General features: G+C 66.4%; 24 protein-coding genes, 1 tRNA gene and 1 pseudogene. 13 read left to right on the top strand and 13 right to left on the bottom strand.

Translation table 11 applies throughout. The annotated features are described in order from the left end of the window. The first annotated feature begins 53 nt into the window (after positions 1 to 53). Genes TY25_RS07590 through TY25_RS07600 form a run of 3 tightly spaced genes read left to right on the top strand, consistent with a single transcriptional unit; the run spans position 54 to position 2269 of the window. On the top strand, positions 54 to 539 hold the full coding sequence (locus TY25_RS07590) for a DUF309 domain-containing protein (protein ID WP_042255257.1): 486 nt from the start codon (positions 54 to 56) through the stop codon (positions 537 to 539). Positions 540 to 587: 48 nt separating this feature from the next. Beyond that, the gene (gluQRS, locus tag TY25_RS07595; protein WP_042255095.1) at positions 588 to 1505 is read left to right on the top strand and encodes a tRNA glutamyl-Q(34) synthetase GluQRS; all 918 of its coding nucleotides are present in this window, start codon (positions 588 to 590) and stop codon (positions 1503 to 1505) included. A gap of 47 nt (positions 1506 to 1552) precedes the next feature. Continuing rightward, positions 1553 to 2269 carry an RDD family protein gene (locus TY25_RS07600; protein ID WP_042255096.1) on the top strand — a complete coding sequence of 239 codons (717 nt, stop codon included), beginning with the start codon at positions 1553 to 1555 and terminating at the stop codon, positions 2267 to 2269. Between the two features lie 69 nt (positions 2270 to 2338). Here the strand turns inward: TY25_RS07600 and TY25_RS07605 are convergent, their stop codons facing one another. After that, positions 2339 to 2866, bottom strand: coding sequence for a DUF4190 domain-containing protein (locus TY25_RS07605; RefSeq protein WP_052382863.1), 528 nt, complete (start codon positions 2864 to 2866; stop codon positions 2339 to 2341). Positions 2867 to 2895: 29 nt separating this feature from the next. On the opposite strand from TY25_RS07605, the gene TY25_RS07610 reads away from it, so the two are divergent. Next, the gene (locus TY25_RS07610; RefSeq protein ID WP_042255097.1) at positions 2896 to 3675 is read left to right on the top strand and encodes a queuosine precursor transporter; all 780 of its coding nucleotides are present in this window, start codon (positions 2896 to 2898) and stop codon (positions 3673 to 3675) included. 31 nt (positions 3676 to 3706) lie between these two features. Here the strand turns inward: TY25_RS07610 and tgt are convergent, their stop codons facing one another. From tgt to TY25_RS07635, 5 genes are all read right to left on the bottom strand, one after another. After that, a complete protein-coding gene (gene tgt, locus TY25_RS07615; RefSeq protein WP_172595733.1) occupies positions 3707 to 4951 on the bottom strand; it encodes a tRNA guanosine(34) transglycosylase Tgt in 1245 nt (414 codons plus the stop codon). A 167-nt stretch (positions 4952 to 5118) separates the two neighbouring features. Continuing rightward, positions 5119 to 7038: an ABC transporter ATP-binding protein gene (locus TY25_RS07620; protein WP_042255099.1), complete on the bottom strand. Its 1920-nt coding sequence runs from the start codon at positions 7036 to 7038 to the stop codon at positions 5119 to 5121. Then, entirely contained in the window at positions 7035 to 8768 is a 1734-nt protein-coding gene (locus tag TY25_RS07625) for an ABC transporter ATP-binding protein (protein ID WP_029894737.1), read from the bottom strand. Before TY25_RS07625 ends, TY25_RS07620 begins: the two co-directional genes overlap by 4 nt. Before the next feature lie 163 nt (positions 8769 to 8931). Further along, positions 8932 to 9453, bottom strand: coding sequence for an RrF2 family transcriptional regulator (locus TY25_RS07630; protein WP_042255100.1), 522 nt, complete (start codon positions 9451 to 9453; stop codon positions 8932 to 8934). A 46-nt stretch (positions 9454 to 9499) separates the two neighbouring features. Continuing rightward, entirely contained in the window at positions 9500 to 10093 is a 594-nt protein-coding gene (locus tag TY25_RS07635; protein ID WP_042255103.1) for a TetR/AcrR family transcriptional regulator, read from the bottom strand. A gap of 201 nt (positions 10094 to 10294) precedes the next feature. On the opposite strand from TY25_RS07635, the gene TY25_RS07640 reads away from it, so the two are divergent. Both TY25_RS07640 and TY25_RS07645 read left to right on the top strand, forming a co-directional pair. Next, positions 10295 to 12589: an MMPL family transporter gene (locus TY25_RS07640; protein ID WP_042255105.1), complete on the top strand. Its 2295-nt coding sequence runs from the start codon at positions 10295 to 10297 to the stop codon at positions 12587 to 12589. A gap of 202 nt (positions 12590 to 12791) precedes the next feature. Then, a complete protein-coding gene (locus TY25_RS07645; RefSeq protein ID WP_042255107.1) occupies positions 12792 to 15086 on the top strand; it encodes an MMPL family transporter in 2295 nt (764 codons plus the stop codon). Positions 15087 to 15136: 50 nt separating this feature from the next. Here the strand turns inward: TY25_RS07645 and TY25_RS07650 are convergent, their stop codons facing one another. The 3 genes from TY25_RS07650 to TY25_RS07660 form a co-directional block, all read right to left on the bottom strand. Then, positions 15137 to 15400 (bottom strand): hypothetical protein, encoded by a 264-nt coding sequence (locus tag TY25_RS07650; protein ID WP_226887552.1) that lies wholly within the window; start codon positions 15398 to 15400, stop codon positions 15137 to 15139. A gap of 68 nt (positions 15401 to 15468) precedes the next feature. Continuing rightward, entirely contained in the window at positions 15469 to 15669 is a 201-nt protein-coding gene (locus tag TY25_RS07655; RefSeq protein WP_029894749.1) for a hypothetical protein, read from the bottom strand. 190 nt (positions 15670 to 15859) lie between these two features. After that, a complete protein-coding gene (locus TY25_RS07660) occupies positions 15860 to 16060 on the bottom strand; it encodes a hypothetical protein (protein WP_029894752.1) in 201 nt (66 codons plus the stop codon). A 239-nt stretch (positions 16061 to 16299) separates the two neighbouring features. On the opposite strand from TY25_RS07660, the gene TY25_RS43925 reads away from it, so the two are divergent. The 4 genes from TY25_RS43925 to TY25_RS07675 are packed head-to-tail and all read left to right on the top strand — an operon-like array spanning position 16300 to position 17872. Continuing rightward, positions 16300 to 16431, top strand: a complete 132-nt coding sequence (locus tag TY25_RS43925; protein WP_226887096.1) for a DUF6191 domain-containing protein — start codon at positions 16300 to 16302, stop codon at positions 16429 to 16431. Positions 16432 to 16479: 48 nt separating this feature from the next. After that, a complete protein-coding gene (locus TY25_RS07665; protein WP_042255108.1) occupies positions 16480 to 16788 on the top strand; it encodes a hypothetical protein in 309 nt (102 codons plus the stop codon). Position 16789: 1 nt separating this feature from the next. Beyond that, positions 16790 to 17407 (top strand): carboxymuconolactone decarboxylase family protein, encoded by a 618-nt coding sequence (locus tag TY25_RS07670; protein WP_052382864.1) that lies wholly within the window; start codon positions 16790 to 16792, stop codon positions 17405 to 17407. Positions 17408 to 17443: 36 nt separating this feature from the next. Then, entirely contained in the window at positions 17444 to 17872 is a 429-nt protein-coding gene (locus TY25_RS07675) for a hypothetical protein (protein WP_146154105.1), read from the top strand. Between the two features lie 6 nt (positions 17873 to 17878). Here TY25_RS07675 and TY25_RS42480 read toward each other — a convergent pair whose 3' ends face one another. Continuing rightward, positions 17879 to 18040 carry a hypothetical protein gene (locus TY25_RS42480; RefSeq protein WP_156055056.1) on the bottom strand — a complete coding sequence of 54 codons (162 nt, stop codon included), beginning with the start codon at positions 18038 to 18040 and terminating at the stop codon, positions 17879 to 17881. Positions 18041 to 18220: 180 nt separating this feature from the next. Between TY25_RS42480 and TY25_RS07685 the strand changes: the two genes are divergently transcribed. Next, positions 18221 to 18661 (top strand): winged helix-turn-helix transcriptional regulator, encoded by a 441-nt coding sequence (locus TY25_RS07685; protein WP_226887097.1) that lies wholly within the window; start codon positions 18221 to 18223, stop codon positions 18659 to 18661. Between the two features lie 239 nt (positions 18662 to 18900). Here TY25_RS07685 and TY25_RS07690 read toward each other — a convergent pair whose 3' ends face one another. Next, positions 18901 to 19515, bottom strand: coding sequence for a class I SAM-dependent methyltransferase (locus TY25_RS07690; RefSeq protein ID WP_042255110.1), 615 nt, complete (start codon positions 19513 to 19515; stop codon positions 18901 to 18903). 114 nt (positions 19516 to 19629) lie between these two features. Between TY25_RS07690 and TY25_RS43930 the strand changes: the two are divergent. After that, positions 19630 to 19836: pseudogene (locus tag TY25_RS43930) on the top strand (MerR family transcriptional regulator); the annotation flags it as partial. A gap of 197 nt (positions 19837 to 20033) precedes the next feature. Beyond that, entirely contained in the window at positions 20034 to 20318 is a 285-nt protein-coding gene (locus TY25_RS07700; protein ID WP_042255113.1) for a DUF427 domain-containing protein, read from the top strand. 771 nt (positions 20319 to 21089) lie between these two features. Here TY25_RS07700 and TY25_RS07710 read toward each other — a convergent pair. Continuing rightward, a tRNA-Ser gene (locus TY25_RS07710) sits at positions 21090 to 21180 on the bottom strand. Positions 21181 to 21240: 60 nt separating this feature from the next. Beyond that, a complete protein-coding gene (locus TY25_RS07715) occupies positions 21241 to 21675 on the bottom strand; it encodes a nucleoside deaminase (protein ID WP_029894767.1) in 435 nt (144 codons plus the stop codon). Positions 21676 to 21697: the final 22 nt, after the last annotated feature.

The raw sequence follows: 21697 nt of genomic DNA on the forward strand, positions 1-21697 counted from the left end.
CTTTGGACAACGTCTCATCGACGACATCGCCGGCACCGGGCATGATGGAAGGCATGGTTGACCGCGATCGCGACGATGCAGGTCGCGCCCGGAACTCTCGTCCGCGAGACCGGTTGGGGCGCCCACTGCCGTCCGGAAGTGTCGGAGTTGCCCGAATTCCCGATGATCTTGAATTACCCCCGCAGCAAACACTCACCTTCGCTCAGCAACTGCTGGACGACGGTTTGGCATTCAACGCGCACGAGGTATTAGAGGCCGCGTGGAAGAACGGACCGTTCGCCGAACGGATGCTGTGGCAGGCGCTCGCGCAGCTCGCTGTCGGTGTCACACACATCCAGCGCGGTAATCCGAAGGGCGCGCGCACCCTGCTGACCCGCGCGGTGACCCGCCTGACCGAGTTCCGGCCCGAGGACGACGCCGACGCCCCGTACGGCATCGACCGCGCCGGGCTCATCGCCTACGCCGAGGCGCTGCTCGCCGCCGTCGACGCGCGACGCCCGATCGCACCCGAGGAGCTCAAACCGCGGCTGTGCGGCTGACCTCTACGATGACGTGCGTGCACCCGTCGTTTCTGACAAATCGGGCTCGTGCCTGAACCGGGCGCGGGCCGCTACGCCCCGAGCCCGTCCGGGGACCTGCACGTGGGCAACCTGCGCACCGCCTTGCTCGCCTGGGCCTTCGCCCGATCGACCGGTCGCGGGTTCCTGATCCGGGTGGAGGATCTCGATCGGGTGCGACCGGGCGCCGAGGAACGTCAGCTGGCCGATCTGTCCGCGATCGGCCTGGACTGGGACGGCCCGGTGGTCCGGCAATCCGAGCGGCTCGCGCTCTACCAGGCCGCGATCGATCGGCTCACCGCCGCCGGGCGCACGTACGAATGTTTCTGCACGCGAAGAGAAATACAGCAGGCGGTGACGGCGCCGCACGGGCCGATGGGCGCCTACCCGGGCACCTGCCGCACGCTGACCGCGCAGGCACGAGCCGCGTTCCTGGCCGAAGGACGGTCGGCCGCGCTGCGGCTACGGTCCACGGCGACCGAATTCGAGATCGTCGACGAACTGCACGGGCGCTACCGCGGCGCGGTGGACGACGTGGTGCTGCGGCGCGGCGACGGCGTTCCCGCGTACAACCTCGCGGTGGTGGTCGACGACGCGGCGCAGGGCGTCGATCAGGTGGTGCGCGGCGACGACCTGCTCTCCTCCACCCCGCGCCAGGCCTATCTGGCGACGCTGCTCGAGCTACCGGTCCCGCGCTACGCCCACGTCCCGCTCGTGCTCAATACCGAGGGCAAGCGGCTGGCCAAACGGGACGGCGCGGTGACCCTCGCGGACCAGGTGGCCCTCGGCAACACGCCCGAACAGATAGTGGCGGCGATCGCCGCCTCGCTCGGCTACGCGGCGACCTCGTCGGCAGAGCTCCTCGACAGTTTCGACCCGGCACATCTGCCGCGCGAACCGTGGATACTCGACGGGAATGGGTTGTTGCAACGCAGTCGATGTCCGTAACGTACGCATTCGTCCAACTACTGATCACTCGACGAGGACAAACAACTATGACAAGCGGTGGGTACGACCCCAACCAGTATCCGCAGGGCGGGCAGCCGTATGGGCAGCCGTACCCGCAAGGCGGCCAGCAATATCCGCAAGGCGGCCAGCAATATCCGCAAGGCGGCCAACAGTTCCCCCAGGGCGGTCAGCAGCCGCAGTACGGCCAGCAGCCCCAGTACGGTCAGCAGCCCCAGTACGGCCAGCAGCCGCAATACGGCCAGCAGCCCCAGTACGGCCAGCAGCCGCAGGATCCGTACGGCCAGTACCCGCAGCAACCGGGCGGCTTCAACAACTACGGCGGACAGCCGGGTGACCTCGGCACCCGCATCGGCGCGCGTGTCATCGACGCCCTCATCCTCTACATCCCGTACTTCATCATTTACATCCTGGTGAAGAACAGCCTCGGCCTGACCATCGGCCTCGGCCTGCTCTGGACCCTGGTTCAGCTCGGCTACTTCGTCGGCATGGAGACCTCGCAGGGCACCACGCTCGGCAAGAAGGTGCTCGGCCTGAAGGTGCTCGCGCCCGGCGGCGCGGCCAAGATCGATCCGGTGACCTCGCTGAAGCGCAACGTGTTCGTCGCGGCGAACATCATCCCGTGCGTCGGCGGTCTGGTCTCGCTGGTGCTCGCCATCTACATCATGGTCACCATCTCGCAGGACCCGAACAAGCAGGGCTGGCACGACAAGTTCGCCGGCGGCACCCAGGTCGTCAAGGCCTGACGCCGATCGGCCGCAGTACGCGAGCAGGGGCGCACCCGATTCCGGGTGCGCCCCTGACGTTTTCGCGGGTCAGGCCCCGCTGACCCCCGCGATGATCACGACGACGAACCACAGGACGGCGAGCACGATCATGCCGACGCCGATCCAGATGCCGGCCAGCGCCATGCCGCGGCCTTCCTGACCGGTCTGCTTGATCTGCCCCAGCGCGACGACGCCGAGGATGATGCCGACGATCGAGCCGATACCGCAGGTGAAGAAGCCGACCAGCGAGGAGATCAGCGCGCCGATCGCCATGCCGTTGGTGCCCTGCTGCTGCGGCATCCCGTACGGCTGATACGCGGGTTGGTACCCGTAGTTCGGCTGCGGCTGTCCATAGGGCTGGGCGGGCGGCTGCTGATACCCCGGCTGGTACTGCGGTTGCGGCGGGGGTGTCATCGGCTGGGCGGGCTGCTGCGGGTATTGCGGCGCCGACGGGTATCCGGATGGTTGCTCAGCGTTCGGGTATTGCGGAACCGAGCTGGACGCCCCCGATTCCGGCGACACGCCTTGGCCACCGTACTGTTTCCACCATTCGTCGGAATCGCCGGGATTCGTCATTGCTACAGGGTATTCCACAACCTGGTTGGATGAAGCCCGTGAGTCAGCTCAATGAAACCGAAGTCCCAGAACCTGGGCGCCCCGCACCGGAACATGCGGCATTTGCCCAGGTGGCGCGGGGGTACTACACACCGATCGTGGCGTTGTTCACGGCAACCCTGATCATCTCCAATATCTGCGCGACCAAGGGCGTGCAGTTCTTCACCGACCACTCGGTGAAAATCGGCCCGATCGAGGTGCTGCCGATCAGCACCGACGGCGCCTGGTTCCTGTTCCCCCTCGCCTACATCCTCGGCGATGTGCTGAGCGAGATCTACGGCTTCAAATCGGCCCGCCGGGCCATCTACTACGGTTTCGGCGTGCTGCTGCTGACCGTGGTGTGCTTCAAGATCGCGATCGAGTTGCCCGCCGCGAGCTTCTACGAGAATCAGGACGCGTTCCGCACCGTCATCGGCACCACGCCCCAGCTCGTCGCCGCCGGCCTGGCCGGTTACTTCGTCGGCGAGATGCTGAACTCCGCGACGCTGGTGCTGATCAAGGAAAAGACCAAGGAAAAGCACCTGTGGGCGCGGCTGATCGGTTCCACCGTGGTCGGCGAATTCGGCGACACTTTGATCTTCTGCTCGATCGCCGCCACCGCCATCGGCATCGACTCGTGGAGCCAGTTCGTCAACTACGTGATCGTCGGCTTCCTCTGGAAGACCCTCGCCGAGGTCATCGTGCTGCCGATCACCTATCGCGTCATCGCGTGGCTGAAGAAGCACGAGCCGACCTACGCGCCCAGCGAAACCTCCGCGCTACTCAGCTGATTCGTCCTCGGCCGCGGTCAGGGCGCGCACGTCACGGCGTCGCGATCCGCCCTTTCCAGCGGCCGAGGGTTTCGGCCTTGTGCTCGTCGAAATAGCCGCCCTCGATGCTGGCGCGGATGCGGTCGACGAGCCGGATCGTGTAGCGCTCGTTGTGGATCGTGCAGAGCGTGGCGGCGAGGATTTCCTTCGCCTTGAACAGGTGGTGCAGGTAGGCCCGGGTGTAGTTGGCGCAGGTGTAGCAATCGCAGGTCTCGTCGATGGGGGTGAAATCGCGACGGAAACGTGAGGTGTTGATATTGAACCGGCCCTCGGCCACATAGATGGCGGCGTTGCGCGCGACCCGGGAGGGATTCACGCAGTCGAAGGTGTCGGCGCCGTTCTCCACGGCGGTGAAAATGTCCTCGGGCTCGCTGATGCCGAGCATGTGCCGCGGCTTGTCCTCGGGCAGTTCGTCGCAGCACCAGCCGACGATGGTGCCCAGGTTGTGCTTCTCCAACGCGCCGCCGATGCCGTAGCCGTCGAAACCGGTGCCGCCGCTACCGCGGATCGCCTCCAGTTCGCGACAGGCCTTGCGCCGCAGGTCTTCGTACTGCGCGCCCTGGATCACCGCGAACAGTGCCTGGTACGGGCGGTGCGTGCGGGCCGCGGTCAACCGCTCGTGCTCGTCGATGCAGCGCTGCGCCCACTCGTGCGTGCGCTGCAACGACTTCTCTTGGTAGCCGCGGGTATTGAGCAGCGTGGTGAGCTCGTCGAAGGCGAACATGATGTCGGCGCCCAGCTCGTGCTGGATGCCCATCGACACCTCGGGGGTGAACCGGTGCTTCGAACCGTCCAGGTGCGAGCGGAAGGTGACGCCGTCGTCGTCGACGGTGGCCAGCCGCTCCTTGCCCTTCGCGATCACGTCGTCGCTGCGGACGTCGACCGCCTCCATCGCGAGCACCTTCTTGAACCCGACGCCCAGCGACATCACCTGGAAGCCGCCGCTGTCGGTGAAGGTCGGTCCCGGCCAGTTCATGAACTTGCTCAGCCCACCGGCCTCGTCCACGATGTCGGATCCCGGCTGTAGGTACAGGTGGTAGGCGTTGGCCAGCAGCGCCTGTGCCCCGATCTCCCGCATCGTCTCCGGCAGCACGGCTTTCACCGTCGCCTTGGTGCCCACCGGAATGAACGCGGGCGTGGCGATCTCGCCGTGCGGCGTGCTGATCACACCCGAACGGCCGTGCCGTCCGTCGAGGCGGTTACCGACGGTGAACGAGAAGTTTCCGGGATCAGACACCCCGATATCTTCCCAGGTGCTGATTTCCCGCACCCCTGCTGTGCCGACGCACCCGTTTCCGCAGGGCAGAGCGGGGGCGCGAACGCAGAGCGGGGGCGGGAATCGGCGGGGCAAACGCGAGCGCGCCGCACAGCGGACGGGTCTGCTGCGCGGCGCGCTCGGTGGGGCTACGCGTCGGCGGCGGCCGCCGCGAACTGCGCGTTGTAGAGGCGGTAATACGGTCCGCGTTCCTCGAGCAGGCGCTCGTGCGTGCCGTGTTCGACGATGCGGCCCGCCTCCATGACGACGATCAGGTCGGCGTCGCGGATGGTGGACAGGCGGTGCGCGATGACGAAGCTGGTGCGATCGCGGCGCAGGGCCGCGGTCGCGTGCTGCACCAGCAGTTCGGTGCGGGTGTCGACCGAGCTGGTCGCCTCGTCCAGGATCAGGATGGACGGCTTCGCGAGGAACGCCCGCGCGATGGTGATCAGCTGCTTCTCGCCGGCGCTGACGCCGGAGCCCTCCTCGTCGATGATCGTGTCGTAGCCCTCGGGCAAGGCGTGCACGAACCGGTCGACGTAGGCCGCGCGCGCCGCGGCGAGGATGTCCTCCTCGCTGGCGGTCGGGCTGCCGTAGGCGATGTTCTCCCGGATGGTGCCCTTGAACAGCCAGGTGTCCTGCAACACCATGCCGATCCGGGAACGCAGGTGATCGCGGGTGATCCGGGTGATGTCGACACCGTCGATGGTGATGGTGCCGGAGTCCAGTTCGTAGAACCGCATCAGCAGGTTCACCAGCGTGGTCTTGCCCGCGCCGGTCGGGCCGACGATGGCGATCACGTGCCCGGGCTCGGCGATCAGCGAAAGCCGTTCGATCACCGGCTTTTCCGGGTCGTAGCGGAAGGAGATGCCCTCGAACTCGACCTCGCCGCGATCCACCGGGCGAACGTCGGGCTGCTCCGGATCGGGGCTCTCCTCCTCGGCGTCGAGGATCTCGAAGATCCGTTCGGCCGAAGCGACACCGGACTGCAGCAGGTTGGCCATCGCGCCGATCTGGGTGAGCGGCTGGCTGAACTGGCGCGAGTACTGGATGAACGCCTGCACCTCGCCGAGCGAGAGCTGACCGGTCGCGACCCGCAGGCCGCCGACCAGCGCCACCAGCACGAAGTTCACGTTCCCGAGGAACATGATCGCGGGCATGATCAGGCCGGAGATGAACTGCGCCTTGAAACTCGACTGGTAGAGCTGCTCGTTGCGCTCGTCGAACTCCTGCCCGACCTCGCGGCTGCGGCCGAACGCGGTGACGATCTCGTGACCGGTGTAGGCCTCCTCGACCTGAGCGTTCACCAGGCCGGTGTACTTCCACTGGTCGACGAAGTGCGGCTTGGACCGCTTGGCGATCTGCGCGGTGACGATGATCGCCGCGGGCACCGTGAGCAGCGCGATCAAGGCGAGCAGCCAGGAGATCCAGAACATCATGCCGAGGATGCCGATCACGGTGAACACCGAGACGATCAGCTGGCTCATGGTCTGCTGCAGGCTCTGCGACACGTTGTCCACGTCGTTGGTGACCCGGCTGAGCACATCGCCGCGCGGCTGAGAGTCGAAGTAGCGCAACGGAAGTCGATGGATCTTGTCCTCGATGTCGCCGCGCAGCCGCTTCACCGTCCGGTTGATCACGATGTTCAGCAGGAAGGCCTGCAGCCAGCCGAACAGCGCCGCGCCGATGTAGAGCGCGAGCACCACCATGAGCACCCGGCCGACCGCGTCGAAATCGACGCCGACGCCCGGCACCACGTCCATCGAACTCAACATGTCGGCGAAAGTGCTGTCCCCCCTGGACCGCAGGAACTCGACCGCCTGTTCCTTGGTGGTGCCCGGCGGGAACTTCAGCTGCTTACCGACAACCCCGTCGAAGACCAGGTTGGTGGCTTTGCCGAGCATGTACGGCCCGAGGGTGTTCAGCACCACCGAGGCGATGGCGAGCGCGACGACGGCCCAGACGTACTTCTTCTCCGGTGCGAGCCTGCGCAGCAGGCGCTTCAGTGACGGTCCGAACGATTTCGCCTTGGCGTCCGGCGCACCCGGACCGGGCATTCCTGGCCTCATCGAACCTCCTCCGCGCTCAGCTGGGATGCGACGATCTCCTGATATTCCTTGCAGTCGCGCATCAGCTGCTCATGGCTGCCGACGCCGGCCATCTCGCCGTCTTCGAGCACCACGATCTGGTCCGCGTCGCGAATGGTCGTGATGCGCTGGGCCACGATGATGACCGAGGCGTCCTTGGTCACCGGGCGCAGCGCGTCGCGCAACCGGGCGTCGGTTGCCACGTCGAGCGCGGAGAACGAGTCGTCGAACAGGTACACGCGCGGCGCCTTCACCAGCGCTCGCGCGATCGCGAGCCGCTGACGCTGGCCGCCCGACACCGTGGTACCGCCCTGCGCGATCGGAGTTTCCAAGCCCTGCGGCATCTCTCGCACGAAGTCGGCGGCCTGCGCGATCTCCAGACAGCGCCACAGTTCCTCGTCGGTGGCGTCGGGGTTGCCATAGCGCAGATTGCTGGCGACCGTGCCGGAGAACAGATACGCCTTCTGCGGAATCAACCCGACCTGCGCGCGCAGCAGTTCCAGATCGACGTGCCGCACGTCGGTGCCGCCGAGGTACACCGCGCCGTCGGTGACGTCCATCAACCGCGGAATGAGGTTGAGCAGCGTGGTCTTACCGGAACCGGTCGAGCCGACGATCGCGGTGGTGGTGCCCGGTTTCACGTGGAAGCGAATGGCTTTGAGCACCGGCTTCTCCGCGCCCGGGAAGGCGAATTCGGCGAACTGGAATTCGACGTCGGCCGGGTCACCCGCGAACGGCTGCGGCAGTTTCGGTGGCACGACCGACGATTCGGTCTCGAGCACCTCGCCGATCCGATCGGCCGAGACCGCGGCGCGCGGCGCCATCATGGCCAGGAACGAGGCCATCATGACAGCCATCAGGATCTGCATGATGTAGGACAGCATCGCGGTGAGCGAGCCGATCTGCATGGTGCCCTCGTCGACGGCCTTGCCGCCGAACCAGATCACCGCGACCGCGGTCAGGTTGCTGATCAGCATCACCGTCGGGAACATCAACGCCATCAGCCTGCCCACGCGCAGCGCGGTCTCGGTGAGTTCGTTGTTGGCGACGCCGAAACGCCAGGTCTCCTGGCGTTCCCGGACGAAAGCGCGGACCACCCGGATGCCGGTGATCTGTTCGCGCAGTACCCGGTTCACCTCGTCGATGCGGGTCTGCATGTCCCGGAAGCCGGGCACCATCCGGCTGATGATGAAGGCCATCGACAGGCCGAGCACCGGCACCGCGATGAGCAGCAGCCAGGACAGGCTGAAGTCCTCGCGCAGCGCCATGATGATGCCGCCGATGCACATGATCGGGGCCATCACCAGGATGGTCGCCGACATCGCGATGAGCAGCTGCACCTGCTGAATGTCGTTGGTGTTGCGGGTGATCAGCGACGGTGCGCCGAACATGCCGACTTCGCGCGCGGAGAAGGTGCCGACCCGGTGCAGCAGCGCGCCGCGCAGGTCGCGGCCCGCGCTCATCGCCGCCAGCGCGCCGAGATACACCGAGCAGGCCGAGGCGACGATCTGCACGCCGGTGACCGCGAGCATGCGCAGTCCGGTGCTCCAGATGTAGCCGATATCGCCCTTGGTCACGCCGTTGTCGATGAGGTCGGCGTTGAGGCTCGGTAGATACAGCATTGCGATCACCGAGATCAGCTGCAGCACAACGACCCCGGCCAGCTGCGTGCGATAGGGGGCCAGGTAGGTACGAAGCAGTCGGATCAGCATGATGGACCGCAGGTTACCCGGCTGCCGTGACGCGCGTCACGATGACTCCTGACCAGCATGAATACCCTCCCGTCGGGGCGCTTTTCGCGCCTAAGGTGGTGACGTGCAGCGGCTATTTCGCTCGTTCTAATCCAGCCGACGCCGATCCCCGAGTCAGCGGATGCTAGGTCTGATTCAGTGGACGCTCCCTGCGCGCCCATGCGCCCGCGTCCTCGGTGAGCGCATCGATGAACCCAGGCAGCCTACCGTCGGCTATGTCATCGATCGACACATTTTCCAGTACCGCACGAATATTCACGCGCAGCGCAATCCACACGCGTTGCAAAGATTCGGCAGCGCCAGAATAGGTCACGTCCTCCGGACGCTCGCCACGCACCGACGCGAGCGGTCCCTCGATCGCGCGGATCACGTCGGCGATGGAGATCTCCGCGGCCGGGCGGGCCAGCCAGTAACCACCGTCCGGCCCGCGCCTGCTGATCACGAGTTCGGCGCGGCGCAGGTCGCTGAGCACGGTCTCGAGCACCTTGGGTGGGATGCCCTGCGCGGTCGCGATCGCGTCCGCCTTGACGACCGGCGCCGCCGGTGCGGCGGGGGCGGGCCCCGACGGGGCCTGACTCAGCTGCGATGCGCGGGCGATCTCGAGCAACGTCCGCACCGCGTAGTCGACCTTCGCGGTGATGTGCACAGCGACTCCTGGCGATGTACGGCGTTTCCGGTCAAGTAGCTGCAATCTACGCGCAATCTCGCGCGGTGAGTACGCACGTCGCCGCGTCCAGCAACGTGGCTTCCACGAGGCCGTCGTCGGCGCCCGGCGCGAACTCCTTGGACATCAGCGCGACCCCGAGCATCGCGAGCGCCGCGCTCGCGCGCAGCTTGGCCTCGTCGGTCGGGTCCGGGCCGGCCAGCCATTCGCGCAGCGCCTGGTCGTCGTCCACGAGATCGGGATGCCGGTCGGCCACTGCGTTGACGATCGTCACGGTGTCGCGCAGCACCAGCGCGCCGGCGTCGCGGTGCGACACCATGCCGCGCAGGTAGATCCGCAGCACGTCCCGGATGGTGTCCGGGTCGTGCGGTCGCTGCTCGATGTCGACGACGACCGAGCGCAGGTGGTCGATGATCGGATCGATGATGGCGTGCAGCAATTCGAGCTTGGAAGCGTAGTGATAGTAGAGCGATGCCTTTGTGATTCCCACCGCATCGGCGACCTCACGCAGACTCGTCTGCTCGAATCCTTTGTCGCCGAAAAGCTTCACCGCGGCATCGCGTATCGCGGATTTAGTGCCCCGACCAGCGACAATGCCGTCGGGGGTGGAACGGGCAGCCATCGGATGATCCTCTCACCACTAGTGCGCCGGGCTAACCATGCCGGAGAAATTGAGGTTGTACCTCCGCTTATCGCTCGGATAGTCTACCTACCGCACGGTAGGCAGAAAGCGTCAGTGGAGGCGGGGACGGCAGGGCAACCCCGCGAGTAGCTGTCTCCGGCTCTGAATTCATCACGCCTCAGCACCGCTAGGAGACCCTTCGTGTCCGTGTATCTATACAGATGGGGGAAGTTCGCTTTCCGCCGGAAATGGATCGTGCTACCCGTCTGGCTGCTGCTGTTCCTGCTGCTCGGCGGTCTCGGCGCGCAGCTGAGCAAGCCGATGAGCAATGACTTCAGCATGCCGGACCTGCCCTCGGCGCGCGCCAACGACATTCTGGACAAGCACTTTCCGGGCGCTTCGGCCGCCTTCAAATTCGACGCGGTCACCGGCACCTATGTGATCGGCGCGCCCGCGGGGCAGAAACTCACCGACCCGGCCAACCGCGCCGCGCTCGACGCGTTCATCGCCAAGCTCGGCGAACTCGACATCGTCGATCACGGCAAGCCGGTCATGAATCCGGTCGAGGCGGCCGAGAAGATGGGCTGCCTGGCCAACCCCGACCCCGCGACCTGCAGCGGCGCACCGCTGAACGTGCTCAGCAAGACCGCGCCCGACTCGGTCGCGGTGCTGAACGTGCCGTTCACCATCAAGAAGTTCACCGACGTCACCGACAAGGAGCGCGACGCCGCGTACGCCGTGGCCTCCGACGCGCGCAATGCCGGGCTCGATGTCGAGATGAGCGGCTCGATCGCGATGAAGCAGCAGGCGCCCAGCGGCAAATCCGAGATGATCGGCATGGGCGTCGCGCTGATCGTGATGATCGTGGCGTTCGGCGCGATCGTCGCCGCCTTCGTGCCGATCGTGACCGCGATCGTCGGCCTCGGTGCGGCCACCTCGCTGATCATGCTGGGCACCTCGGCGATCGAGATCCCGAGCTTCACCACCTTCCTCGCCTCGATGATCGGCATCGCGCTGTCCATCGACTACGCACTGTTCATCGTCTCCCGCTACAAACACGAACTCGCAGTACAGGATTCACCCGAAGAAGCAGCCGGAACCGCACTCGGCACCGCCGGGTCCGCAGTGGTGTTCGCCGGACTGACGGTCATCATCGCGCTCGCCGGGTTGAGCATCGTCGGCGTGCAGTTCCTGACCTTCATGGGTCTGGGTGGCGCCATCGCCGCCGGGTTCGCGGTGCTCACCGCGATCACGCTGATGCCCGCACTGCTCGGCGCGTTCGGCCGGTTCCTGTTCAAGCCGAAGCTGCCGCTCATCGCCCAGCACGACCCCGAAGACGACAACTCGGTCACCATGGGCATGCGCTTCGGCCGGTTGATCGGCAAGGCGCCGTGGGTCGCGTTGATCCTGAGCGTCGTGGTGCTCGGCGCGCTCGCCGCACCGGCCGCCGGACTGAACCTTGGCCTGCCCGGTGACGACAGCCAGCCGAAGACCTCGACCATCCGCAAGGCCTACGAGCTGCGCACCGCCGGGTTCGGCGAGGGCAGCAACGGCGTGCTGAACGTGGCGGCCGACCTGTCCAACGTGCCGGTCGAGGTCAGGGAGACCGCGGTCAAGGCGTTGCGGGACAAGCTCGCCGCCTACCCCGGCATGGACTACGTGACCGCGCCGAAGTGGAGCGAGGACAAGCAGGGCGTGCTGCTCGACGGCGTGCCGAAGTCCGGCCCGAACAACCAGGCCACCAAGGACCTGGTCAGCGACGCCCGCGATGCGGAAGCGCAGCTGAAAGCCGAATTCGGGGTGGAGTACGGCATCACGGGCAGCACGGCGATCTACGCCGATGTCGACCATGTGCTGCTCGGCAAGATCGTGCCGTACCTGGCGATCGTCGCCGGTGCCGCGTTCGTGCTGCTGATCCTGGTGTTCCGCTCGATCCTGGTGCCGCTGACCGCGGCGCTCGGCTTCCTGCTCTCGATGGCGGCCACCTTCGGCGCCACGGTGCTGATCTTCCAGCAGGGCAAGTTCGGCCTGATCGAAGACCCGCATCCGCTGGTCAGCTTCCTGCCGATCATGTTGATCGGCTTGGTGTTCGGCCTCGCGATGGACTACCAGGTGTTCCTGGTGACCCGCATGCGCGAGGAGTTCGTCAAGGGCAAGTCCCCGACCGAGGCGGTCGTCGCCGGTTATCACCACGGTGCCCGCGTGGTGACCTCGGCCGCGGTCATCATGATCTCGGTGTTCGGCTCGTTCCTGCTGGAAACCGACGTGACGGCGAAGTCGTTCGGCTTCGCGCTGGCGGCGGGCGTGCTGTTCGACGCCTTCATCGTCCGGATGATCCTGATCCCGTCGCTGCTGGTGCTGATGGGCAAGTGGGGCTGGTGGATGCCGAAGTGGCTGGACCGGATCCTGCCCGATATCGACGTGGAGGGCACGAAGCTGCGCGAATTGCAGCAGCGCTCGGCCGCTCCGGCGAAGGAACCGGTCGCCGTCAGCTGAGCTGGTCCGATTCGGCCCCGCATGCGAATTTCGCGTGCGGGGCCGAGTCATATCCAGCGGCGGTTCTTGATCTTGTGACTGCTCCGCAGCAGACTCAGAAGAAGTTCGACTCTCCAGCTCGGTAGTTCCGCGGGCGCTGTCGGCCCGCGCGCTTGTCGCTCGATCCGATCCGGCACGACCCGATCACCGCGAGGAGAACCCTGTGTCCGTGTATCTATACCGGTGGGGAAAGTTCGCCTTCCGGCACAAGTGGATGGTACTGCCCATCTGGATCGCCCTGTTCCTGGTGCTCGGCGGGCTCGGCACCCAGCTGAAGGAGCCGATGAGCGACGACTTCAGCATGCCGAACCTGCCCTCGGAACGGGCGACGCAGATTCTCGACCAGCACTTCCCCGGCATGTCGGCGGCCTTCAAGTTCGACGCCGTCACGGGCACCTATGTGATCGGCGCACCATCCGGGCAGAAGCTCACCGACCCGGCCAACCGGCAGGCCATCGACGCGCTGCTGGACAAGCTGAACCAGCTCGACATCGTCGACCACAGCAAGCCGATCGCCAATCCGCTCACGGCCACCGAGCAGCTGGGCTGCCTGGTCGCCCAGCCGGACCCGGCCAAATGCAGCGGCGCACCGCTGAACGTGCTCAACAAGACCGAGCCCGAGACCGTCGCCTTCTTCAGCGTCCCGTTCACCATCAAGGAATTCACCGAGATCACCGCCGACAACCGCAAGGCGGCCTACGACGTGGCCGATCAGGCGCGCGCCGCCGGATTGACGGTGGAGATGAGCGGCACCATCGCGATGGAGCAGCAGGCGCCCAGCGGCAAGTCCGAGCTCATCGGCATGGCGGTGGCGCTGGTCGTGATGATCGTGGCGTTCGGCGCGATCGTCGCCGCCTTCGTGCCGATCGTGACCGCGATCGTCGGGCTCAGCGCCGCCACCTCGCTGATCTTCCTCGGCACCGCGTTCCTCTCGATCCCGAGTTTCACCACCTTCCTCGCCTCGATGATCGGCATCGCGCTGTCCATCGACTACGCGCTGTTCATCGTCTCGCGCTACAAACACGAACTGGCGGTACAGGATTCACCCGAAGAAGCTGCGGGCACGGCGCTCGGCACCGCCGGGTCCGCGGTGGTGTTCGCCGGACTGACGGTCATCATCGCCTTGGTCGGGCTGGCCATCGTCGGCGTTCGATTCCTGACCTTCATGGGTCTCGGCGGCGCGGTCGCCGCCGGGTTCGCGGTGCTCACCGCGATCACGCTGATGCCCGCACTGCTCGGCGCGTTCGGCCGGTTCCTGTTCAAGCCGAAGCTGCCGCTCATCGCCCAGCACGACCCGGAAGACGACGACTCGGTCACCAACGGCATGCGCTTCGCCCAGCTCATCGGCAAGGCGCCCGCGGTGGCGCTGATCCTGAGCGTGGTGGTGCTCGGCCTGCTCGCCCTGCCGGCGGTGCACATGAACCTCGGGCTCCCCGGCGAGGACAGCATGCCGAAGACCTCGACCGTCCGGAAGGCCTATGAACTGCGCACGTCCGGGTTCGGCGAGGGCAGCAACGGCGTACTGCAGATCGCCGTCGATCTGACCGGCGTGGCGCCGGACAAACGCACCGACGCGTTGAATTCGTTGCGCTCGGAGCTGACCTCGTACCCGGACATGGACTACGTGACCGAGCCACAGTTGAGCCAGGACGGTCAGGGCGCGCTGATCAACGGCGTACCCAAGTCGGGCCCGAACGACCAGACCACCAAGGACCTGGTCCGGGACGCGCGCGACGCCGAGGGCAGGCTCGAAGCGGAATACGGGATGAAATACGGCATCACCGGTACCACCGCGATCTACGCCGATATCGACCACGTGCTGCTCAGCAAAATCGTGCCGTACATGGCCATCGTCGCGGGCGCGGCGTTCGTGCTGCTGATCCTGGTGTTCCGCTCGATCCTGGTGCCGCTCACCGGCGCGCTCGGGTTCCTGCTCTCCATGGCGGCCACCTTCGGTGCGACCGTGCTGATCTTCCAGGAGGGCAAGCTCGGCCTGATCCAGGACCCGCGCGCGATCGTCAGCTTCCTGCCGATCATGTTGATCGGCCTGGTGTTCGGCCTCGCGATGGACTACCAGGTGTTCCTGGTGACCCGCATGCGCGAGGAGTATGTGCACGGCAAGCCGCCCAAGGAGGCGATGATCAGCGGCTACCACCACGGCGCGCGGGTGGTCACCTCCGCCGCGGTCATCATGATCTCGGTGTTCGGCTCGTTCCTGCTGGAGGCCGATGTCACCGCGAAGATGATGGGTTTCGCGCTCGCGGCGGGCGTGCTGTTCGACGCGTTCCTGGTGCGGATGGTGCTGATCCCGTCGCTGCTCGCGCTGATGGGCAAGTGGGCGTGGTGGATGCCGGCCTGGCTGGACAAGATCGTGCCGGATATCGATGTGGAAGGCGCCAAACTGTTCGCCTTGCGCGGGCAAGAGCACCCGAGCACCGCGAAACAGCCGGTCGGCTGATCGATCCGAACGCGCCCCCATCCGGTCACGGGTGGGGGCGCGCCGGTGCGCTACTGGCTGGGTTCGGGCAGGACGCAGTCCGACACCTTCGGATTCACGCCGAAGTAGTTGAGCGGGCCTGCGATGGTGGTGACGGCGATCGTGCCCCAGCCCGCGCAATTCGTCGGGCCACTCTGGAAATAGTGGCGCTGGCCCGCGGCCAGCAGGCCGATGACCAACCAGATGAGCAACAGCGTGCTGAACAAGCGGGTACCCGTACGACGGGAGCCCCGTGTACGGATATCGCGGGTGTCGCGGGTGTCTCGGTCGCGCATGGCATCGCTTCCTTCCGTGCTCCCCACCTGGAGATACCCGGGCGCGACCCACTTATGCTGGGCTTTTCCTATTGGCTCGGCTGCGGCACGTTGCAGTCGGGCACCTTCGGGTTCACCCCGACGTAGTTGAGCGGGCCCGCGAGCACGGTGAGCGCTATGTTGCCGAAGCCCGCGCAGTTGATCGGGCCGCTGTCGAAGTAATGGCGCTGGCCCGCGGCGATCACGCCGATCACGAACCAGAGCACGACGATCACGCTTCCAAGTCTCATTACTGCCTCGTTCGTCGGCGCATCTCGAGCAACGTCATTATCTGGTGCTCCGCCGCGACGCGCCCAACACGACAGGACGGTCTGTTGTGTCGCCGAGACGCGGCCGACCTCGCATCCGGAAACCGGATGCGAGGTCGTCGCCGCAGGGTTGTGCCGGTGCGCGCCGGCTCAGTGGATCACGGTCGGTGGATTACGGACTCGGTTGCGGCACATTGCAATCGTCGACCTTCGGGTTCACACCCATGTAGTTGAGCGGACCCGCGATCACCGTGACCGCGATCGTGCCGAAGCCCGCGCAGTTCACCGGGCCGCTGTCGAAGTAGTCCCGCTGGGCCGCGGCGATGACGCCGATCAGCAACCAGATCAAGACAATAATGCTTCCGATTCTCATATTTCTCTCGCTCATCGGTCTCGAGCGGACAGTTCGACGGCGCATACGGCATCTCGTCCTTCCCGCAACTTGCTACCCGGCGTATACCCCGGTTCGACCGAAATATCCGCTCCGCCCGAACTATTGCTCGCCGGCTCGATCCCGCAGCCGTGTCCCGCTTTTCGGCGCAGGTCAGCAGGGTTCGGGCGCGGCGATCCGGTGACGGGAGCACCGGTTCGTTGCGAGAGCATGGCCGCGGTATGGAACTCGACCACCGCGAGTCGGTCGCCGTGCCGCGCGACGAAGCGGAGCAGGGTGCGCCGCCGCCGCTCGGCGTGGACCTGGGCCGGCGCACCGTCATGCTGCGACCGAATCCGCCAAAAGACGAGTGACTTTCCCATAGCGGGGCGCACTGCGCACCGATCGATGAGAATGAGTCGATGGACGAAAAGTGGCGGCAATTCGGCGAGCACTTGATTTCCTCCCCCGGCCAGTTGTCGAGCGAAATTCGGCGAAAGATCAGGCAGCGCACCGCCATCGGTGACAGCGCCGGCGATATTCCGGCCGAACTGGCCGACTTCGCCGATCTGGTCGCACAGCACTCGTACCGATCCACCGCAGACACCATCGCCGGGCTCACCGCGGCAGGACACAGCGACGACCAGATCTTCGAGGCGGCGGCCCTCGCCGCCTACGGCGCGGCCGATCGGCGGCTACGCGCGGCCCGGCGCGCCTGGGAAGGACACTGAAATGTGGCTCGGCGCAGTCGAATCCGGACATGACCGGGTAGCGCGGACCGTACTCGGCGGCATCCGGCGGTCCAGCAGAATGGAACCACCCGCGGTGCTGAAACTCCTGTTCTATCGGCACCGCTTCTTCGGTACGCCGCTGTCGGACATGTTCCAGCAGTCGTTGCGCGGTCCGTCGTTCTGGACCGTGGCCGAACGCGAAATCTTCGCCACCGCAACGTCGGAGGCGAACGAATGCCCGTTCTGCTACTCCGCGCATCACGCGATCGCGGGCGCCTACATCGACATCGGCGTGGTGGATCGCGCGCTGACCGCCAACGGGGACTCGTCCCTGCGCCCCGAAGCGCAGGCGATGATCGAATTCCTGCGGCGGATGACCCGCGATCCCGACGGCCTGACCCCGGCCGACGCCGACAAGGTGCGGCAGGCGGGCGTCTCGGCCGAGGCCTTCGAAGAGGCCGTCTGGGTGGGCACGTTCTTCAACGTGATCAACCGGATGTTGAACACCTTCGGCGCCCCGGCACTGGATGAGCGCGGATCCCGGGTCGGCGCCCGATTCATCAAATCCTTCGGTTACCGGGTTCCGGCGCCGATTAGGCTCTTCTCACGCGGTACCTGATCGCCCGTATGCCCACCTGTCCGAGGAGGTAGCACGATGCGTAGGTCCATTGCCCGAATTGTCGTGAGTGGTGTCGCCCTGGCCGCCTTCGGCGCGGTGCTCGCGGTGCCGGCCACCGCCGACGTGGCCGACGTCAGCGTCGCCGTCGGCGCCGAAGGTCTGCTGACCGGATGCCGGTACACGGTCACAGCCGGGGTCACCGACGCGGCGATTCCGCCGGGTTCGGTGTTCTTCGTACTGTCCGGCGGGGTCATCCCCGGCAACGGGGAGCGCATCCCCGGCGAGGCCGTGCACCATCCGGAGAACAACACGGTCACCGCCACCTGGACGCCGACGCGCGTCGGCCGTCAGAACCTCGTCGCCATCCAGAGCGAGCCCGGCCGCTACACCTCCACCAAATTCACCTCCATCGAGGTGATCGGCACCGGACTCGACACCGGCAGTTCCTGTCAGCGCATCTCCTGACAGGCGTCAGCGGAAGTCGGCGACGTGATCGGCCGCCCACTGCGCGTACGTCCGGGCGGATGCTCCGGTGACCTGCTCCACCGTGGTGGTCGACGGGCCCGGTGTCTCGACCATCGCGGCCAGGCCCGCCAGCACGAAGTCGGCGTATTCCGTTGGTAGCCAGGTCATTGGCCCGTTCAGGTGTGATCTCTTCCCAGGACAAGGTGCGCCCGAGCGCCCGGCCGATGGTCGCGACCTGCTCGATACGGGTGATTGCCGACGGGCCGGACAGCTCGTATTTCGCTCCGAGATGGTCGTCGGTGGACAGCGCGCGCATTGCGACCGCCGCGATATCGGCCTCGTGCAGCAGTGTCATCGACGCCGCACCGTAGGCGCCACGGACCGTGTCACCCGCCCGGATCTGCGCCGCCCACTCCTGGGTGTTCGTCGCGAAACCGTAGGGGCGCAGGAAAGTCCACTCCGAGCCGGACGATCCTCGACAAGATCACCAGCCGCTGGGGTGTCCTGATCCTCGCGGCCCTGCGCGACCGACCGCTGCGCTTCTACGTCCTGCGCGATCGGATCGACGGCATCAGCGAGAAGATGCTCTCCCAAAACCTGCGCACCTTCACCGATTACGGCCTCACCGAACGCATCGTCGAACCCACCATCCCACCCCCGGTCACCTACGCGCTGACACCGATGGGCGCCGAATTGGCCGAGCAATTACACGATTTGCTCACCTGGGTCGGCGCGCACGCGGAGAGCATCGTGCGGTCCCACCCTGAATCGAATTCACCGGCGACCTGACCGTCGTGCACGATCACTTTGCGGGCCCCGGCCCTGGTGGAATCGTGAGATCCGTTCGGTAGCAACATCATCGATCGATCTCGTGCTGTCGGGCAGTCTTACGTCAACGGCCCGTTCCCCGTCCACACTGTCAGCATTGTGGAGGGCAGTCGGCCATTCGGGGCGGCACCCTCGCTGCCGGAAAGCCGGGGCCTGCGCTTTGGGAGCTCAGGGCGCAAGCTCGCAGAGCCGGACAGACCTCACGGGCGGGTGGCGTGGACCGCCCACAAGGTGTAGCGCCCCATGACATGACGCTCGACCCGCACGTCGGTGAAATGTGCTGCGCGGCAATGATTCGCGAAGGCCTCTGCTTGCGCTTCGGTCCACCCGTGGCTGCCGAGTCCGGTAGCGTCGGCCGGCACCGCCCGCTCGACCGTGAGGAATCGGCCGCCGGGTTGCAGCACGCGATACGCTTCGGACAACCCGCCGGTGACATCGGGCCAGTGATGCACGGTGGCCACCGCCCATGCCACGGTGACCGCGCCGTCGGGTAGCGGGAGATTCTCCGCGACTCCCGTCGCCCAGCGAATCGTCCTCCCGCGCACGAAGACTCGGGCCAGGCGCAGCATCGACGCGGACGGATCGACGCCGGTCACCCGCGCCCCGCGGCGCGCGGCCGTCTGCACGGCGCCGCCGGGCCCGCACCCGATGTCCAGGACATGGTCGGCCTTCGTCACCGCGGCCAAGTCGGCCACGGTACGGGCACGGCGACGGCCCAGGGCGAGCATGACGAATCCCATTGCGAGGCCGATCGGTCCGGCGAAACCGCGATGGTCGGCGTGATGGTTGACGACGGGCGCCAGTGGGGCATTCATGGTGGGTCTCCTCGGAAGTGGTTGCCTCCCGCCACCTTGCAGGTTCAAGTCGACTTGAAGTCAAATAGTGGGATGGATCTGATCCCGATCGGTCAGGCCGCGGCGATACTCGGCATGACCACGTCGGCCCTGCGCTACTACGACGAGCGCGGCCTGGTGTGCCCGACCACCCGCGCCGGCGGCAAACGGATGTACAACACCGACCAGATGCGCCGTCTCGCCTTCATCAAGGTCGCGCAAAGCCTCGGCCTGCCCTTGGACACCGCCGGCGCCGTCCTCGACGCCCCCAGCCCCGAATGGCGCGACCTCCTCGCCCAGCAGATCACCGACCTCGAACGCGTCATCACCCAGGCCCGAACCGCCCAAACCTTCCTCACCCACGCCCTGCACTGCCCCGCCGACCACCCCGCCCGCGAATGCCCCACCATGCGCACCGCCCTAGACCAACTCCTAACCGGCACCCCCCTCTCCCAACTCACCCCGAAACCCCCTGACCCTCTTTTCGGCATAGTGGAGTCATGGCTACTGCTACCTGGAACGGCACTGTCATCGCGCAGAGCGACAAGACCGAGGTCGTCGAAGGAAACCACTACTTCCCGATCGACTCGGTCAAGACCGACCTGCTCAGGGACTCCGACACGCACACCATCTGCCCGTGGAAGGGCACCGCCAGCTACTACACCATCGAAGTCGACGGCGAACGCAACGAAGACGCCGCCTGGTACTACCCCGAAACCAAAGACGCCGCCAAAAACATCAAGGGCTACGTCGCCTTCTGGCGTGGCGTCCACATCGAAGACTGACCGACTAAAGAGCCCCCGCACCCGTCGGGACAGGGGCGAGGGGATGAAGTGGCGAGCGTGCTGACCGCCTCGACGTCCGATCTTCTGACTGCCATCAGCGGTTCGCTGAGCGGTCTTCGATGGCGGTCAGTCCCCGAAATTCGAAAAGTCTCGCATCGCGAGGGCGAATAGGAGCGTGATGACCACCTGGTAAAGGGTGATCACGAGAGCTGCGCCCGCGATGAAGCGCGCAGCGGATGCAGGCCAGAATCGGCTTCCCTCGCGCCCGGTACGGAACCTTCCGTCAGCGCCGAGCGCCCACGCTGCGCAGGCCGGAATCACGGGCAACACGAAATAGATCAACGGCCCTGCGAGTGTCTTCTGATGCGGGTCCCATGGGCAGGGGAAGTTGTACACAGCGTAGGTCGCTGCCCCCGCGAGGCAGGCTAGACCGAGAGCAACATACGCCACCCAGTCGGACCGTCGGGGTAATGGTGGTGCCGAACGGTGCGGCAACCCAAGTGCATTCACCCGTCGATGACAGCAGCACCGAGGGCGGCTGTACAGCCACCAGTTCCGGGTTTGTCTGGTGCCCACGGTTTTCAGCCCGTCGGCCTCAGTGTGCAAGCAGGAAACGCTTACCACCTTCGCGGACCTGTTCGATGACGATCTCGACACGCTCGCGAACGCCATGGACAAGGCGTACGCGCCGCCAAAATGTGGGCACGGCAGAGAATCGCACGTTCTGCGGGGAAGAAAAAGCCCCGCACCTGTCAGAACAGGGCGGGGCTTTGGCGGTGGCGGAGGGATTTGAACCCTCGGAGGGGGGTTACCCCTCACACGCTTTCGAGGCGTGCTCCTTAGGCCGCTCGGACACGCCACCGCCGACAACCATACCGGACCCTGGGCTGATCGTTAAATCCGCAGGGAGAGGGGGCGGGGGTCAGCGCTGAGTGTGGAAGAAGGTGGTCAGGAGGGTGGTGCAGTCGGACTCGAGGATGCCGCCGCGGACCTGCGGGCGGTGGTTGAGGCGTTGGTCACGGACCACGTCCCAGAGCGAGCCGACGGCGCCGGTCTTGGGTTCCCAAGCGCCGAAGAGGAGCCTGGACACCCGGGCGAGTACCAGGGCGCCCGCGCACATGGTGCAGGGCTCGAGGGTGACGGCGAGGGTGGCGCCTTCCAGACGCCAGCCGTCGCCGTGGACCTCGGCCGCGCGACGCAGCGCCAGGACCTCGGCGTGCGCGGTGGGATCACCGAGCGCCTCCCTGGCGTTCGCCGCGCGGGCGAGTTCCCTTCCGGTGGAATCGAATACGACGGCACCGACGGGGACGTCGCGGGGGTCCGCGGCGGCGGCCGCGGCGATCGCGGCGCGCACCATATCGGTGTCGGAAGGGAAGGGT

The sequence above is a fragment of the Nocardia brasiliensis NBRC 14402 genome, from assembly GCF_000308475.2.
In the GTDB taxonomy this organism is placed as follows: Bacteria; Actinomycetota; Actinomycetes; order Mycobacteriales; family Mycobacteriaceae; genus Nocardia; species Nocardia brasiliensis.